Origin of the sequence: Eikenella exigua (assembly GCF_008805035.1) — a bacterium.
GTDB lineage: Bacteria > Pseudomonadota > Gammaproteobacteria > Burkholderiales > Neisseriaceae > Eikenella > Eikenella exigua.
In genome coordinates, this window is record NZ_CP038018.1 from 333,423 (window position 1) to 348,799 (window position 15,377).

General features: G+C 56.2%; 16 protein-coding genes and 1 tRNA gene. 10 read left to right on the forward strand and 7 right to left on the reverse strand.

Annotation, left to right across the window (positions count from 1 at the left end; all coding sequences use genetic code 11):
• Window positions 1-253: 253 nt before the first annotated feature.
• The 5 genes from eno (at window position 254) to EZJ17_RS01835 (ending at window position 4,178) form a co-directional block, all read left to right on the forward strand.
• On the forward strand, window positions 254-1,540 hold the full coding sequence (eno, locus tag EZJ17_RS01815) for a phosphopyruvate hydratase (RefSeq protein ID WP_067440616.1): 1,287 nt from the start codon (window positions 254-256) through the stop codon (window positions 1,538-1,540).
• Window positions 1,541-1,554: 14 nt separating this feature from the next.
• Window positions 1,555-1,863: a cell division protein FtsB gene (ftsB, locus tag EZJ17_RS01820; RefSeq protein ID WP_067440619.1), complete on the forward strand. Its 309-nt coding sequence runs from the start codon at window positions 1,555-1,557 to the stop codon at window positions 1,861-1,863.
• A 227-nt stretch (window positions 1,864-2,090) separates the two neighbouring features.
• Complete coding sequence (locus EZJ17_RS01825) at window positions 2,091-2,306, forward strand: hypothetical protein (protein WP_151086011.1); 216 nt, start codon at window positions 2,091-2,093, stop codon at window positions 2,304-2,306.
• A gap of 54 nt (window positions 2,307-2,360) precedes the next feature.
• Window positions 2,361-3,233: a DMT family transporter gene (locus tag EZJ17_RS01830; protein ID WP_167508161.1), complete on the forward strand. Its 873-nt coding sequence runs from the start codon at window positions 2,361-2,363 to the stop codon at window positions 3,231-3,233.
• Between the two features lie 66 nt (window positions 3,234-3,299).
• A complete protein-coding gene (locus EZJ17_RS01835) occupies window positions 3,300-4,178 on the forward strand; it encodes a YicC/YloC family endoribonuclease (RefSeq protein WP_082886485.1) in 879 nt (292 codons plus the stop codon).
• 56 nt (window positions 4,179-4,234) lie between these two features.
• On the opposite strand, the gene EZJ17_RS01840 is transcribed toward EZJ17_RS01835, so the two are convergent.
• The 4 genes from EZJ17_RS01840 to rarD all read right to left on the reverse strand — a co-directional run bounded on the left by EZJ17_RS01840 (window position 4,235) and on the right by rarD (window position 8,735).
• The gene (locus EZJ17_RS01840; protein WP_067440628.1) at window positions 4,235-4,753 is read right to left on the reverse strand and encodes a hypothetical protein; all 519 of its coding nucleotides are present in this window, start codon (window positions 4,751-4,753) and stop codon (window positions 4,235-4,237) included.
• Between the two features lie 97 nt (window positions 4,754-4,850).
• The gene (gene gyrB, locus EZJ17_RS01845) at window positions 4,851-7,250 is read right to left on the reverse strand and encodes a DNA topoisomerase (ATP-hydrolyzing) subunit B (RefSeq protein WP_067440631.1); all 2,400 of its coding nucleotides are present in this window, start codon (window positions 7,248-7,250) and stop codon (window positions 4,851-4,853) included.
• A gap of 70 nt (window positions 7,251-7,320) precedes the next feature.
• Window positions 7,321-7,686 (reverse strand): hypothetical protein, encoded by a 366-nt coding sequence (locus tag EZJ17_RS01850; protein WP_151086013.1) that lies wholly within the window; start codon window positions 7,684-7,686, stop codon window positions 7,321-7,323.
• 146 nt (window positions 7,687-7,832) lie between these two features.
• Window positions 7,833-8,735 carry an EamA family transporter RarD gene (gene rarD / locus EZJ17_RS01855; protein ID WP_067440637.1) on the reverse strand — a complete coding sequence of 301 codons (903 nt, stop codon included), beginning with the start codon at window positions 8,733-8,735 and terminating at the stop codon, window positions 7,833-7,835.
• A gap of 418 nt (window positions 8,736-9,153) precedes the next feature.
• Between rarD and mutM the strand changes: the two genes are divergently transcribed.
• A complete protein-coding gene (mutM, locus tag EZJ17_RS01860) occupies window positions 9,154-9,975 on the forward strand; it encodes a bifunctional DNA-formamidopyrimidine glycosylase/DNA-(apurinic or apyrimidinic site) lyase (protein WP_067440640.1) in 822 nt (273 codons plus the stop codon).
• A gap of 46 nt (window positions 9,976-10,021) precedes the next feature.
• Window positions 10,022-10,798: a 1-acyl-sn-glycerol-3-phosphate acyltransferase gene (locus tag EZJ17_RS01865; RefSeq protein ID WP_067440643.1), complete on the forward strand. Its 777-nt coding sequence runs from the start codon at window positions 10,022-10,024 to the stop codon at window positions 10,796-10,798.
• Window positions 10,799-10,881: 83 nt separating this feature from the next.
• Here the strand turns inward: EZJ17_RS01865 and lgt are convergent, their stop codons facing one another.
• Window positions 10,882-11,751, reverse strand: a complete 870-nt coding sequence (gene lgt / locus EZJ17_RS01870) for a prolipoprotein diacylglyceryl transferase (RefSeq protein WP_067440646.1) — start codon at window positions 11,749-11,751, stop codon at window positions 10,882-10,884.
• Window positions 11,752-12,111: 360 nt separating this feature from the next.
• Between lgt and dapF the strand changes: the two genes are divergently transcribed.
• From dapF to EZJ17_RS01885, 3 genes are read left to right on the forward strand one after another with little or no spacing between them, the layout of a single operon-like run.
• Window positions 12,112-12,960: a diaminopimelate epimerase gene (gene dapF, locus EZJ17_RS01875; protein ID WP_067440649.1), complete on the forward strand. Its 849-nt coding sequence runs from the start codon at window positions 12,112-12,114 to the stop codon at window positions 12,958-12,960.
• Window positions 12,960-13,610, forward strand: coding sequence for a DUF484 family protein (locus EZJ17_RS01880; RefSeq protein ID WP_067440652.1), 651 nt, complete (start codon window positions 12,960-12,962; stop codon window positions 13,608-13,610). Before dapF ends, EZJ17_RS01880 begins: the two co-directional genes overlap by 1 nt.
• A complete protein-coding gene (locus EZJ17_RS01885; protein WP_151086016.1) occupies window positions 13,610-14,254 on the forward strand; it encodes a hypothetical protein in 645 nt (214 codons plus the stop codon). The genes EZJ17_RS01880 and EZJ17_RS01885 overlap by 1 nt, the downstream gene beginning before the upstream one ends.
• 93 nt (window positions 14,255-14,347) lie before the next feature.
• Here the strand turns inward: EZJ17_RS01885 and EZJ17_RS01890 are convergent.
• Both EZJ17_RS01890 and EZJ17_RS01895 read right to left on the reverse strand, forming a co-directional pair.
• Window positions 14,348-14,423, reverse strand: a tRNA-Lys gene (locus EZJ17_RS01890).
• A gap of 138 nt (window positions 14,424-14,561) precedes the next feature.
• Window positions 14,562-15,242: a hypothetical protein gene (locus tag EZJ17_RS01895; RefSeq protein ID WP_067440658.1), complete on the reverse strand. Its 681-nt coding sequence runs from the start codon at window positions 15,240-15,242 to the stop codon at window positions 14,562-14,564.
• Window positions 15,243-15,377 lie beyond the last annotated feature (135 nt).

Sequence of the window (15,377 nt, forward strand, 5' to 3'; positions counted from 1 at the left end):
CCCACTGAATCAACAATGGGCTTAAAACAGAAAATGCGTGTTATAAATAGTACGCTTTAGCTGTTTTAACGCCCGCAAGCTGTATCAAATCGGCGTAAATAATGATGGCGTATTTAATGCCTAAATGTGGGTTTTGTCAAGAGCAGCTGTTTGCCGGGCTGTGTTTCAAGCCCGCCGGTTTCGGGTATAATCTTGCCGTTTTGGCGGGTGAGCCGCCGTTTCTTCAGCCAACTAACCTTTTGGAGCAGAGTGCATGAGCGCCATTATTGATATTTTCGCCCGCGAGATTCTCGATTCACGCGGCAATCCCACCGTAGAATGCGATGTGTTGCTGGAAAGCGGCGTGATGGGGCGCGCAGCTGTGCCCAGCGGCGCCTCCACCGGCCAAAAAGAAGCGTTGGAGCTGCGCGACGGCGATGCCGCACGCTATTTGGGCAAAGGCGTGCTGAAAGCCGTGGAGCATGTGAACAACGAAATCGCCCAAGCCATTATCGGCATTGACGCTTCCGAACAGAGCTATATCGATAAAGTGCTGGTGGAATTAGACGGCACGGAAAACAAAGGCCGCTTCGGCGCCAATGCTACCTTGGCCGTATCCATGGCTGTGGCGCGTGCAGCCGCCGAAGATGCCGGTCTGCCGCTTTACCGCTATTTGGGCGGCGCGGGGTCGATGGCGATGCCGGTGCCGATGATGAACGTGATCAACGGTGGCGAACATGCCAACAACAGCCTGGATATTCAGGAATTCATGATTATGCCGGTGGGTGCTACCAGCTTCCGCGAAGCCTTGCGCTGCGGTGCAGAAGTGTTCCACCACCTGAAAAAAATCTGCCACGACAAAGGTTTCCCCACCACCGTGGGCGATGAAGGCGGCTTCGCCCCCAATTTGGGCAACCACGCTGAAGCCTTGGATTTGATTTTGGAAGCCGTGAAAGCTGCTGGCTACGAAGCGGGCAAAGACGTGTTGCTCGCGCTCGATTGCGCCTCCAGCGAGTTTTATAAAGAAGGTAAATATCACCTCTCCGCCGAAGGTAAAGCGCTTTCCAGCGCCGAATTTGCCGATTATCTGGTCGACTTGGCCGCCCGCTATCCGATTGTTTCGATTGAAGACGGCATGGACGAAAACGATCGCGAAGGCTGGAAATTGCTTACCAACAAGCTTGGCGGCAAAGTGCAGCTGGTGGGTGATGATTTGTTTGTCACCAACCCGAAAATCCTGGCCGAAGGCATTAAAGAAGGCATTGCCAACGCCCTGCTGGTGAAAGTGAACCAAATCGGCACCCTGAGCGAAACCCTGAAAGCCGTGGAGCTGGCCAAACGCAGCCGCTATGCCAGCGTGATGAGCCACCGTTCCGGCGAAACCGAAGACAGCACCATCGCCGATTTGGCTGTGGCCACCAACTGCATGCAGATTAAAACCGGCTCGCTTTCCCGCTCCGACCGCATGGCTAAATACAACCAGCTGCTGCGCATTGAAGAAGAGTTGGGCGAAGCCGCTTATTATCCCGGCCAAGCCGCGTTTTACCATTTGGTTCGCTAGAGGCTACCTGAAACATGAAATGGGTAACCGTGGTGCTGGCTGTGACCTTGGTGTGGCTGCAGCATGATCTGTGGCTGGCCAAAGGCGGCTGGCGCGATATGTGGCGGCTGGAGGCCGAAGCCGAGCGCCAGCGGCAGGCCAACCAAAGCCTGGTGCTGCGCAATCAAGCCTTGACGGCCGAAGTGGAAAACCTTCGCACCGGAAAAGAAGCCATCGCCGAAATCGCCCGCACCGATTTGGGCTATGTGGGGCCGGGTGAGGTGTATTATCGCATTTTGCCCGCTTCCGAAGCGGCGGCAGACAGCGGAACGGCTGCCGAATAATATGTTTCAATAGTTTTTCAGGTAGCCTGCTGTCTGCAAGAGGCTACCTGAAAATATTTCTAGCATAGCAAACAGAATATCAGCCATCGGCAATCATGGAGCTAACCGTTTACCTCAACTTCTCCCTCGCTGCTCAATCTTCCGTTGCTAAGCGGCAAACTATCCATAAAATCCAGCAAAGTTTACAGCCGTATCATTTTGAGGCTGCAGCGGAAGAAGGAAGGTTTGTGGTTAAACTGAGCACGCCCAACTGGCCGGAAGGTGTGTTTCAACTGTTGGATTTCGCCCAACAGTTGGGGCGGCATTGGCTGGTGAGCGGCAATATTCGGCACGGGCTGGACGCATTCAGTAGCGAGATATGCATCACCGGTGTGGCGGCTGCAAGCATGATGTGTGAGAATCCGTTTGGTGCGCCCCGGATGCCGCTGCAGTATGAAGCATGATGGATTGCGGAGTTGCCGCACTTTTGAGCATATTATTTTGTTTTGTATAATGTTATGAGCAATCCCGCTCTGCGTGTCGACCGCCTTGGCTCCGGTTGGATGGTGGTTTCAGCCGCCCTGTTTGCCCTGATGGGCGCGTTTGCCAAAGCCGCCGGCAGCCGTTTCGGCTTCAGTTTTAACGAGCTGGTGTTTTGGCGCATGTTGTTCGGCCTTTTCGCCATTGGCCTGCCCGAATGGTGGCGCGGGCACGCCTTCCGCACGCCCTATCTGAAATCGCACCTCAACCGCAGCATCACCGGCTCGGTGGCACTCTTGCTCTCGTTTTTCGCGCTCACCCGCCTGCCGCTGGCCACCGCCATCACACTCAATTACACCTCTTCGCTGTTTTTGGCCTTGCTTTCCTTCATTTTCCTTAAGGAAAGAATTGCCCCGCTGATGCTGGCTGCGCTCTTGATGGGTTTTGGCGGCATCATTATCTTGCTTCAGCCCACCATTGCCGCCGAGCAGCAGCTTGCCGGCCTCATCGGCCTGATTTCCGGCGTGTGTTCCGGCTGGACGTATTTGCAGGTGCGCGAACTCTCGCAGCTGGGCGAACCCAGCTGGCGCGTGGTGTTTTACTTCTGCTGCGTGGCCACGGCCATGTCGGGCATATTGGCCTGCATCAACGGCTGGCAGCCGCCCACCGCCCAATCGCTGCCCTACCTGTTCGGCCTGGGTGCTGCCGGTACCCTCGGCCAGTTGGCGATGACCCGCGCCTACCAAGTGGGGCGCAAGCTCACGGTGGCTTCGCTGGCCTACCTCACCGTGGTATTTTCCACCCTGCTGGGCATTTTCTGGTTGGGCGACAGCACCAGCTGGCACGAAATCATCGGTATGTTGGTGATTGTATGCGCCGGCGTATTGGGCAGTTTTGCCAAAGGTAAATAAAGGGGGCTTAAAGACTACCTGAAAGTAAGGCGAACAATTTATCCACTGTATTTAAAGGAGAAAATTATGATTAATAGCATGACCGGTTTTGCCAACGGCAGCGCCGAACATGGCAGCAAACGCCTGTATATCGAACTGCGCGCGGTCAACCACCGCTATCTCGACATCCAATTCAAAATGCCTGAAGACCTGCGCCACCTCGAAGGCGCACTACGCGAAGCCGTATCCGCCCACGCCGCGCGCGGCAAAATCGAATGCCGCATCCAGCTGCGCCACGGCGAGCAGACCGGCGGCGAGCAAGAATTGTGGCTGAACAAAAAATTGGTTGCCCGACTGGCTAAAATCAACAATAAAATCTGTAAGAAACATCCCGACATCAACCGCTTGGGCGTGGCCGATATTCTCGCTTTCCCCGGCGTGCTGTCCGCTCCGGCGGAAGAAACCGGCGATTTGGACGAAGCCGTGCTGCAGCTCATCAACGAAGTGCTGGTCGCTTTCAACCAAGCCCGCAGCCGCGAGGGCGAGCAGCTGCAACAGCACCTGCTGCAGCGTTTGCAACAGATGGAACAGATTCTGGACGCATTGGCCGCCGCTTTCCCGCAGCTGCTGCAACAGCATATGGACAAAGTGCGCCAGCGGCTGCGCGAAGCGGTGGGCGACGTGGAAAACGACCGCCTGCAGCAAGAGTTTGCCTTGTTTATGCAGAAGGCAGACGTGGACGAAGAATTCAGCCGCCTGCGCACCCACATCGCCGAAGTGCGCCGCATCGTGAGCAGCCAGCCCAAAGGTAGCATCGGCAAACGCCTGGATTTCCTGATGCAGGAACTCAACCGCGAAGCCAACACGCTGGGCAGCAAATCCATTGCCGCCGAATGCACGCAGGCTTCGGTGGAGTTGAAAGTGCTCATTGAGCAGATGCGTGAGCAGGTGCAGAATATTGAGTGATGTTTGTGCAGACTGAAGAAAGGCTACCTGAAAATGTTTCAGGTAGCCTTTCGGGTTTATTGGGCTGTGCCGGAGGCTTCGCTGGCGGTGGGGGTTGCGGAGGCAGCGGGGTTTTTCAGCCAGGCGGCAGTGTCTTTGGCGAGGGTGTCGGTTACGCGTTCGAGCACGGAGCAGGAGCTTTTAAACATGCCGCCCATGCCGCCGAGGGAGCGGCGGGAAAGCTCGGTGGTGGCAGTTTGCTGGCCGTTTTCGTAGCGGGTGAGGCGGATGTGCATGGATTTGTAGTGGCCGGTGAAGGCGCTGCCGTAGCTGCGGGCGTCGGTAATCTGTACTTCGAGACGGTCAGGCTGACCGGCGAGGCTGTCGGCACTGGTGGCCTGCAGTTCGATGCCGCCGGCTTTGGCTTGCTCGATGATTTTGCGGCTGAGGTTTGTGCCTAAATCGGTGCATTCTTGGCGGATGCGGTCGGCCACTTTGGCTTCGGGGGCGTAGGGGATGGTGTCGGCGATAAAGCTTTGGGCGTAGGTTTGGCCGGCGATGAGGAGGGCGGCGATGGCGGTGAGGCGGCGGAGCATGGGTGTCCTTTTTGGGGGTAGTTGAACGGTGGGGTAAGGGGTTTTAAATTTTCAGGTAGCCTTTGTAGGAAAGGCTACCTGAAAAAGTTGCGCTGCTTTATGCATCAATATTTTGCGCAATCAGAGCGTTGGTTTCGATGAACTCGCGGCGGGGTTCGACTTCGTCGCCCATCAGGGTGACGAATACTTTGTCGGCGGCGATGGCATCTTCGATGCGCACTTTTAAGAGGCGGCGCACTTCCGGGTCCATAGTGGTTTCCCACAGCTGTTCGGCGTTCATCTCGCCCAGCCCTTTGTAGCGCTGGATGGCCATGCCTTTTTGCGCACCGGCGAGCAGGATGTCGATGGCCTGCTCGAAGCTGTTTACGGTTTGCGGCTCGGCTTCGCCTTTGTGGAGCAGGGCGCCGGGCTCAACCAGGCCTTGGAGCTGTTCGGCGGTGCGGCTGATGGTTTGGTAGGCTTTGCTGTCGATGAATTTCTGATCAAGATAGGAAACCATCACGTTGCCGTGCAGCTGGCGGGTGATTTTGATGAAATGGCCGCCTTCGTGGCCGTCGAGGCGCTCCAGCGCCACTTCTTCTTTAGCCAGCAGGGGGGTGAGGGCGGCGATGGCGGCATCGGTGCTTTCGGCGCTTTCGAGCGAAATGGGCGTGGTGTCGAGCAGGGCACGCAGCACGAGGCCGTCGATGATGCGGCTTTCCTGTTCGATGGTGCTGCGGGCGCGGAGGAACTGCTTGGCGGCGCGTTCCAGCTCGGCGCCTTCCAGCGTGCGGCCGCCGGAAACGATTTTGGCTTTGTCTACAGCGAGGCCGAGCAGAAATTCGTCTTTTTCCGTGTCGTCTTTCAGGTAGCGTTCCTGTTTGCCGTATTTGGCTTTATAAAGCGGGGGTTGGGCGATATAGATGTAGCCGCGCTCCACCAGCTCGGGCATTTGGCGGTAGAAGAAGGTTAGGAGCAGGGTGCGGATATGGGCGCCGTCAACGTCGGCATCGGTCATGATGATGATGCGGTGGTAGCGCAGCTTTTCCAGATTGAATTCTTCTTTGCCGATGGAGGTGCCCAGCGCGGTAATTAGGGTGGCCACTTCTTGGCTGGCGAGCATTTTCTCGAAGCGGGCTTTTTCCACGTTGAGGATTTTGCCCTTCAGCGGCAGGATGGCTTGGAATTTGCGGTCGCGGCCTTGTTTGGCAGAGCCGCCGGCAGAGTCGCCCTCCACCAGATACAGCTCGGATAGGGCTGGGTCTTTTTCTTGGCAGTCGGCCAGTTTGCCGGGCAACCCTAAGCCGTCCATCACGCCTTTGCGGCGGGTGATTTCGCGCGCTTTGCGGGCAGCTTCGCGGGCGCGGGCGGCATCCACGATTTTGCTGCAAATAACTTTGGCATCTTGCGGATTTTCTTCCAAAAATTCGTGCAGCGCCTGGCTGAGTACTTCGTTCACCACGGGGGCGATTTCGCTGGAAACTAGTTTGTCTTTGGTTTGGGAGGAGAATTTCGGGTCGGGCAGCTTCACGGAAAGCACGCACACCAAGCCTTCGCGCATATCGTCGCCGCTGGTATCCACCTTAGCTTTCTTAGCGATTTCATTAGCTTCGATGTATTGGTTGATCGTGCGAGTCATGGCGGCGCGCAGGGCAGTGAGGTGGGTGCCGCCGTCGCGCTGCGGGATGTTGTTGGTGAAGCATTGCACGGATTCTTGGTAGCTGTCGTTCCATTGCATGGCGCACTCTACCGTCATGCCATCTCGTTCGCCGAGGGTGTAGAAGATTTTGTCGTGCAAGGGTTTTTTGCCACCGGTGGTGTAACGGACGAAACCGGCCACGCCGCCGGATTCGGCGAAGTTTTCGTGTTTGCCGTCGCGTTTGTCGAACAGTTCGATTTTCACGCCGTTGTTTAAGAAGGATAATTCGCGAATACGCTTGGCTAGGGTTTCAAATTTATATTGCACCAAGCCGAAGGTTTCTTCGCTGGCCATGAATTGCACGCGCGTGCCGTGTTTGTCGGCCGGGCAGTCGGCTACGGCTTTGAGCGGGGCAACGGTTTCGCCGCGGCGGAATTCGACAAAATGCTCTTTGCCTTCGCGCCAGATGGTGAGTTTCAGCCAGTCGGAAAGGGCGTTTACTACGGATACGCCCACGCCGTGCAGGCCGCCGGAGACTTTGTAGCTGTTGTTGTCGAACTTGCCGCCCGCATGCAGGATGGTCATGATAACTTCGGCGGCGGAACGGCCTTCTTTGGGGTGGATGCCGGTGGGGATGCCGCGCCCGTTGTCTTCGATGGTGATGGATTCGTCGGCGTTGATGGACACGGTGATGCTGTCACAATGACCGGCCAGCGCTTCATCGATTGCGTTGTCGAGCACTTCGAACACCATGTGGTGCAGGCCGGATCCGTCTTGGGTGTCGCCGATATACATGCCGGGGCGTTTGCGCACGGCCTCCAATCCTTCGAGGACTTGGATGCTGTCTGCGCCGTATTCTTGTTGGGTTTGTTCTGTCATGGTTGTTTTGCTGTGATGAGAATGAGTTTGAGGCTACCTGAAAACTTAGGTTCAACGAAATTGAAACGAATTATCCGTTTATCTTTGCCCAAGGTTGCCCTTGATACAGGATGCAGTTTTGATCTTTCACGGTAATGGAGTTCAGATACAGCAGACAGTCGTATAGGCATTTGGCTTCGACTTGCGTTAAGCCGTCTGCCAGCTCTTCGCGCACATCGATACAAACGGGAGTGAAGAATAGATGCCCCGTCCATTTGCTTGGCGGAGTATAGATTTTTTGGTCGGCAGCTTGTTTTAGGGCTGCCTTTACGTCGCTCACAAATTGCTGAAAAGATGCAACGATGATACGGCTGTTGCTGAATGTGCCACGATGTTCCACCACGATGCCGTTGTGGCGGATAGAGATGTGGTTGAAACGGATTTCTATGGTAATCATGGAGATGTGTGCTAAAACTGATGGTTTCAGGCCACCTGAAACCTAACGTATAATTATAACACATCTGCCCAAGTCGTTTTCGCCTGAACAAAGAAAAGGCTTCCGCTTAGGAAGCCTAGTTTTCATTTCATTGAAGCAGATAATTTTCAGGCAGCCTGTTCTGCCTTTTCGCGGCGCATGGTTTGGATACCGTGATAGAGCATCACGATGATGCTCGCCCAAATCAGGCTGTGGCTCACCATGGCCACCCAATCCAAATGCTCGCCCAACACAAACACCGAAAGCAGAAACAGCAGCGCCGGCTCCAGATAGCTCAGCATGCCGAACAATACCACTGGCAAAAGCTCGTTGGCTGTGAGGTTGACCTGCATCGATACCGCACCGTTGAGCCCCAAGAGCACGGCAAATAAAAGCAAAATCGGTTTGGCCTCGATCATGGCCGGGCTGGGTGAATACATCACCAGATACCAAATCACAAAAGGCAGCGCCAAAATCAAATCCAGCAAGAGCCCGAGCAGCGGCGGTACGCCTTGCCAGCGGCGCATGATGTAATAAATCGGGAAGGTGGCGAACACGGCAATGGTTACCCAGGAAAACGTGCCGCTGTTCCAGATTTCCAGGGCCACCGCTGCCGAAGCCAGCAGCACGGCAATCAGCTGCAAGCGATCAAGCCGCTCGCGGAACACCATCACCCCGCCCAGCATCATCGCAAGCGGGAATAGGAAGTAGCCCATCGATACGTCCACCCCCTTGCCGTTTACCGGCGCCCACATATAGAGCCAAATCTGCCCGATCATAATCGGCGCGGGCAGCAGCACCAGCGCCCAGCGGCGCACATTGCCGCCGATTTCGTGCAGAAATTTGGCCGCATCACGTTTGGCCGACGTGAGCAGCATAATGGAGAGCGCACAGGCAAACGTACCCACGATACGCCAGGCAAACACATCCGTACCACTCATCGGCCGCATCCACGGGCCAAACATAAACAGCGAGCCGAACAGAATATTGGAGACCACGGCCGCAATAATCCCCTTGGCCATTCTCGACATATACAGCCTTCCAGAATTAAAGATAGTTAACATTATAAGCTTCATCGTGCCGCTTGGCACGTTTTAGCGGTTTTGCTTAAATAACCGTGGGAAAGGAGAAACAGGGCAATGATTTGCCTATTTGTGCCGTGGGTAAAGGCTACCTGAAAAATTCCGGTAATGGTTTGTGTGAAGTTGAGTTAATTAAGATGAAAAGGGTTTTGGGTTGAGTGCTAAGACGATTTTTCAGGTAGCCTTCTACACACTGAAAGGCTACCTGAGAAAATGTTGGCTGCATTTTTGCCTCTCAGAAACTCGGTCTTGGCTTTAATCAGACATCGATCCACTTTGTTGGGTTGAAGCTCACGCTTTCAGGTAGCCTAAACCGTGCAAACGGTCTAAACTTCTGGCTTTATATACTTCAAGCCCGAATTTTCCCATGCCCGAACTGCCCGAAGTTGAAACCACCCGCCGGGGGATCCAGCCCTATATGCAGGGCAAAACCGTGGCCGAGGTAGTGGTGCGCCAGCCGAAATTGCGTTGGCCAGTGCTGCCGGATTTGGCGCGGCAGCTCTCCGGCAGCCGCATTGTGCATATTCGCCGCCGCGCCAAGTATTTGCTGTTTGAGTTTGCCCACGGCGTGATGCTGCTGCATTTGGGCATGTCGGGCAGCCTGCGTGTGTATCCCGACGGCAGCGCGCCATCGCCGGAAAAGCATGATCACCTCGATATCATCACCACCGACCAGACCGTGCTGCGCCTGCGAGACCCGCGCCGTTTCGGTGCAGTGCTGTGGTTTGCCGGGGCGGCAGAACAGCATCCGTTGTTGCGGCATTTGGGCCCTGAGCCGCTGCAAGACGAGTTCACTGCAGGCTACCTGAAAAATGCACTCTCACGTCGCAAAAGTGCCATCAAAACCGCGTTGATGGACAATAAAGTTGTGGTGGGCGTGGGCAATATTTATGCCAACGAAGCGTTATTTGCCGCCGGTATCCTGCCCACCCGCTGTGCCGACAGCGTGTCTGCCGAGGAGTGCCGCCGCTTGGTAGTGGAAATCCGCAGCGTGCTGCACCGCGCTCTGGAAGCCGGTGGCAGCAGCCTGCGCGATTTTTTGCACAGCGATGGGCAAAGCGGCTATTTCCAGCAGCAATATAATGTATATGGCCGCGAGGGCGAAGCATGCCGTCAATGCGGCACGTCGATTGCGCGGCAGATTATCGGCCAGCGCAGCAGTTTTTACTGCCCGCAATGCCAGCGTTGAAGCCGTTCAGGTGGCCTTTCTCAATCTAATAATTAGACCAGCACAAATGAGCACGCAATCTACTTCAATTTTCACCCGTCTGTTCCGCGTCCTGCACCTGCTGTGTTGGTTCTTATGCACGATTTACCGGCTGTTCCGCCTGCGCGAATACAACCAGCATAGCAAAGACGTGATGCAGGATTTGGCGCGTAGTATGTTGAAAGTGTTGCATATCCGTGTCGAAGCTAATCCGAACAACCCGCCGTTTCCGCCTGTGTTCCTCGGCGCGGCGAACCATGTGTCCTGGCTCGATCCGATGATCCTGATGGCCATGTATCCCACCGTGTTCATCGCCAAACGCGAAATACGCTCCTGGCCGGTGTTGGGTGCGATGGTAGCGCGCACCGGCGCGGTGTTCATCAACCGCAACAGCCGCAACGATGTGGCGCCGGTAAACAAGGCTATTGTGCGTTCGATGAGTGCGGGGCACAGCGTGTCGTTCTTCCCTGAATCTAAAGCTTCAGACGGCATATCGTTGCTGCCGTTTAAAGCTGCACTGTTTCAATCTGCGCTAGATAGCGGCCTTCCCGCCGTGGCCGTGGCGTTGCGCTACTGTGACAGTGACGGCTGCCGCACCACCGCCCCCGCCTATGCTGGCAATACCGGCCTCTTTACAGCCCTGTGGCGTACCGTATCCATGCCCGACATCATCGTCCGCGTCGACTGTTCCATGCCGCTTACCCTGAATGCTGAAGAAGCCGCTGACGCCTCCTCCCGCTTCCTGCTCAAAGATAAGGCCGAAGCTTTTGTGGGCGAGATTGTGAACGGGGAGGAGAAGGGCTGATTGCTGTTGAAGAAATGAAAAAAGGCTACCTGGAAACTATTCTTCAGATAGCCTTTTTGCTTTCAAAGCCGTTGCATTAAACATCAACCCTCTGTTGGTTCGGCCTTGCGCCTGCCGAAGTAGAGGAAGCCGATAAGGCCGCAGGTGATCATGGGGAGGCTGAGCCACTGGCCCATGGAGAAGTTTAAATAGAGCAGGCCGAGGAATTCGTCTGGCTCGCGGGCAAATTCGGCGATAAAGCGGGCGGTGCCGTAGCCGAGCAGGAACAGGCTCACTACCTGGCCGGTGGGGCGTGGTTTTTTGGAAAACCACCACAGCAGCACAAACAGCAAAATGCCTTCCAGGGCAAATTGGTAGAGCTGGGAGGGGTGGCGTGGCAACATGCCGTATTGCTGAAAAATTGCGCCCCACAGCTGTGGCTGCTCGGTGGCTAGTTTTAAGTCTTCGCTATGTGCTTGGGGGAAGCCCATGGCCCAGAAGGCGTCCAGCCGGGTGACACGCCCCCAGAGCTCGCCGTTCACAAAGTTGCCGCCCAGGCGCACGGCAGCAAAGCCTAAGGGAGTGAGCGGAGCGATGGAGTCGGCCAGCTTGAGCGGATTGATTTTATGTTTGTAGGCAAACAGGAGGCCGGCGGTCACCACGCCGAGGAAGCCGCCGTGAAACGACATGCCGCCCTGCCATACTTTGAAAATTTCCAGCGGATTGGCAAAATAGTAGGCGTGCTGGTAAAACAGCACATAGCCCAGCCGCCCGCCCACAATCACGCCGATGATGCCCCAGGTGAGGAAGTCGTCCAGCGTTTGCGTGGTGAACACGCTGTTGCCTTGGCGGATGCGCCGCCGCCCGAGCCACATAAACAGGGCGAAGCCGACGAGGTAGCTGACGGCATACCAGCGGATGGCGAGCGGGCCGAGCTTGAGCATAACGGGATTGAAAGCGGGATGGATCAACATAGGAAAATGCGGCTAAAACAAAAGGGCGCATTATAGCGCATCTGGCCATTGGCCGATAACGGGCAGAGGCGTAAAGAAAACCCGGTTTGGGTTGGATTTTGCCGGGTTGTGTTGGGGTTTTGTTGGGAAGGAGGGGTTTCAGGTAGCCTGAGTGGAGGGAGAGGCTACCTGAAAAAGGCGATTGGGCTTATCAAGCTTAAGAGGTCTGCTGGAAACGGAAGTATCTTGCCGTATGGCATGGCTATGCTGATTTTCAGGTAGCCTGTGCCGGGAAGGCTACCTGAAAGTTGAAACGCGGCTTTAACTTGCGGCGGGGATTGGGTATGATAGCCCGCTTTGAAAGCATCGGCGGAGGCCGTGATGGCTGTATTGAAATTCACCAAAATGCACGGTTTGGGCAACGATTTTATGGTTATCGACGGCATCGGCCAGCATTTTGATCCGGCTGCCGCGCCGATTGCCGAATGGGCAGACCGCCACCGGGGCATCGGTTTCGACCAGCTGTTGTTGGTGGAAGCGCCGCCGCTGCCCGAAGCCGAGTTCGGCTACCGTATTTTCAATGCAGACGGCAGCGAGGTGGAGCAGTGCGGCAACGGCGCGCGCTGTTTTGCCCGTTTTGTGCACGAAAAAGGCCTGAGCCGGAACCGCCGCATCAAGGTGGCTACGGCCAAAGGGCTGATTGTGTTGAATTTGCAGGAAAACGGCCTGGTTACGGTGGATATGGGCGAGCCGCGTTTGGTGGCAGCGGATATTCCGTTTGCGCCCGCGCCGGGCGAGGCTGCCGATGCCTTGTGGCACGAGATTGGTTTGGATGGCGCAAGCGCGCGGTTTTCCTGTGTGAATATGGGCAATCCGCACGCCGTGCTGGTGGTGGACGATGTGCACCGTGCGCCGGTGGCCGAATGGGGCGCGCGCCTGGAGCGGCATCCGCAGTTTCCCGAGCGGGTGAACGTGGGTTTTATGCAGGTGCTGGATGCGCACCATATCCGGCTGCGCGTGTTTGAACGCGGTACGGGCGAAACCCAGGCCTGCGGCACGGGCGCGTGTGCGGCGGCGGTGGCCGGCATGCGGGCGGGGCTGTTGGCGCGGCAGGGTTCGGTGTGCGTGAGCCTGCCGGGCGGTGATTTGCAGATTGAGTGGGCGGCGGATAACCATGTGTTGATGGCAGGGCCGGCGGCCACGGTGTTTGAAGGAACGGTAACTTACTGATGAACGAAAAGAAAATATTGGCTTATTTGCAGGATCACCCGGAATTTCTGTTGAACCATGCCGCCGATTTGGGCGTGCGTCCGGCCGAGGGGCGGGTGCAGTCGTTTGCGCAGGCGCAATGGCTGGCGCAGCAGAAAAAGGCGGCCAAAATGGCCGGGCAGCTGGCGCAAATCATGCAGGATGCCGACAGCAACCACCAAACGCTGAGCCGGATGCTCGGCTTCGTGCGCCGCTTGCTGGCGGCCAATACGCTGTTGCAGGTGTTGCGTGCGGCAGAAGCGGGCTGGCAGGAAGATTTCGCGCTGCCGTCCGGCCGGGTGTGGTTGTTGGCTGAGCCGCCGAAAAAAGGCGCGGTTTCCGGCAGCTACAGGCTACCTGAAAACCATGCCGCCCATGCTGCCTTGTCTGCCCTGAAAGAACCGCTGTGCGGCAACCGCATCGCGCCAGCGCTGATGAAGGCGCTGCCGCAAGAGGGCAGGGGGCTGGAGAGCTTTCTGCTGCTGCCTTTGCGCGTGAACGGGCAAACCGTGGCGGTGATGGTGGCGGGCGATGCCGATGAAACGCGCTTTACGCCCGATTTGCCGCTGGATTGGATGCGCGAGCTGGCTGCCTGCACGTCGGCGGCGCTGGCCAGAGCCGGCGGGTGGTAATGATGGCTTGGCAAAGCCCGACTTTGTGGGCGCTATCGGTGTATATCGCCGTATTTCTGACTTTGGCGTTCCAGCGGCAGCAGTTTTCCTGGCTGTGGGGCAGTGTGATGCTGTGGCTGGGCTTCGGTATTCTCAGCGCACGGATTATGCCCGGCGTGCTGGGGATTACCCATGTGGCCAACCTTTATCCGGTGTACGGCTATTTTGCGCTGGGCAGCCTGTTTCTGTTTGCCAACGGCTGGCGTTACGATGCGCGGCAGATGGGCTGGCGGCTGGACGGCGGCGGGGTGTTTCTTGCCTATTTCGCCGTGGCCGGCGCGGTGCAGCACATAACGTTTTTGTTTTTGCTCTTGCTGGCGGGCTGGCAGTATCCGCAAGGGATGTCGGTGCCGCTGCTCACCGGCCTGATGTCGCTGTATTTGCTCAAACCGCTGCTGTGGATAGCCGGGCAGACGCTGCTGATGCTGCTGATGTGGCTGCACCGGCGTTATTTGAGCCGCGATGATGTGCTGCTGTTCAGCCCCTTGCAGCTTCAAGGCGTGTTGCTGATTAGTTTGCTTTTTCAGGTAGCCTGTTTGCTTGCGGGCGAAAAAATCCTGCTGATTGCCTTGTTGCGCGCGCTTTGGATGCTGTTTTATGGATAGGGGATGGGGCAAGAATTTGCCAGACTAACTTAATTGGCAGTGTGATGCGAAAAACAAAACCAGTCTAAGTGATTACTTAGGCTGGTTTTATTTTGGTGGGTCGTGAGCGGCTCGAACGCTCGACCTACGGATTAAGAGTCCGCTGCTCTACCAACTGAGCTAACGACCCATGTAATGTTGTGTATTGTAAAAATGCTTTAACAGACTGTCAAGCATGGTTGGTATGGCGGGAGAGGAAAGGCTACCTGAAAATTGAAAAATGGTTTTCAGGTAGCCTTTTATTGTGCGAGTAATGCGCCCTGCTTACCTAAGCCACCAGCCAAGCATTTTTGTGCTGATACATCAAATAGTCGGCGATTTCCCCGTCTTCGTATGCCAAGCGGGGTTCTTGATCAGGGGTGCTCGGGATACGTTCATTTTGGCGAACGAATTCCAATAAATGGGTTTGGCCGTCTTTTTGCAGTTGCAGGGTGCAGCGGTGCTCGGCGAGGGAGCAATCGGTGATTTCGCAGCCGATGAGCAGGGGCGAGAGTTCGTCCCATTCGGCCCCGTTCAAGCTGCCGACCCAACCGCGTGCGGCGGTGTTGCCGTATGGGTAAATTTTTACTGCGCGGTTGTCCAACAGCGTGCTGTATCCCGCGTGCCATGCGGTGTAAACCAAGTATTCATCTGTGTCCAGCAGCAGGCCGAAAAAGCTAGGGCCGCCCATGCCGTAAGTGCCTAGATGGGTGCAGAAACCAACAATTTTGCGTCCGATAGGGGATTTGGCCGCCAAATATTCGGGGTGGCCAAACAGCAGCACATCGCGCTTGAAGCGCATGAAACCGTAAACCATATAGGCACGGTTGGCCTCGCGGCGCGACAGTCCGACGGCGTAATGTGGCAGCCAGCCTTGCTCGTACCATTGCGGCACTTCTGCTTTGGGCACCATCATGCAATAGTTTTCCACATTGCCCTGTTGCAGGTCTAAATAGGGGTGGCTTGTCATGTGTTTGATTCCTGATATTTCAAATCCTTATTTCTTCCTGCTATGTTGGCGTACTGGTTGTACTGTCTGCGGCTCGCCGCTTGGTATGAAGAAATCATTATTTCAGCTATATGTGTTTTCAGGCTACCTGAAAAA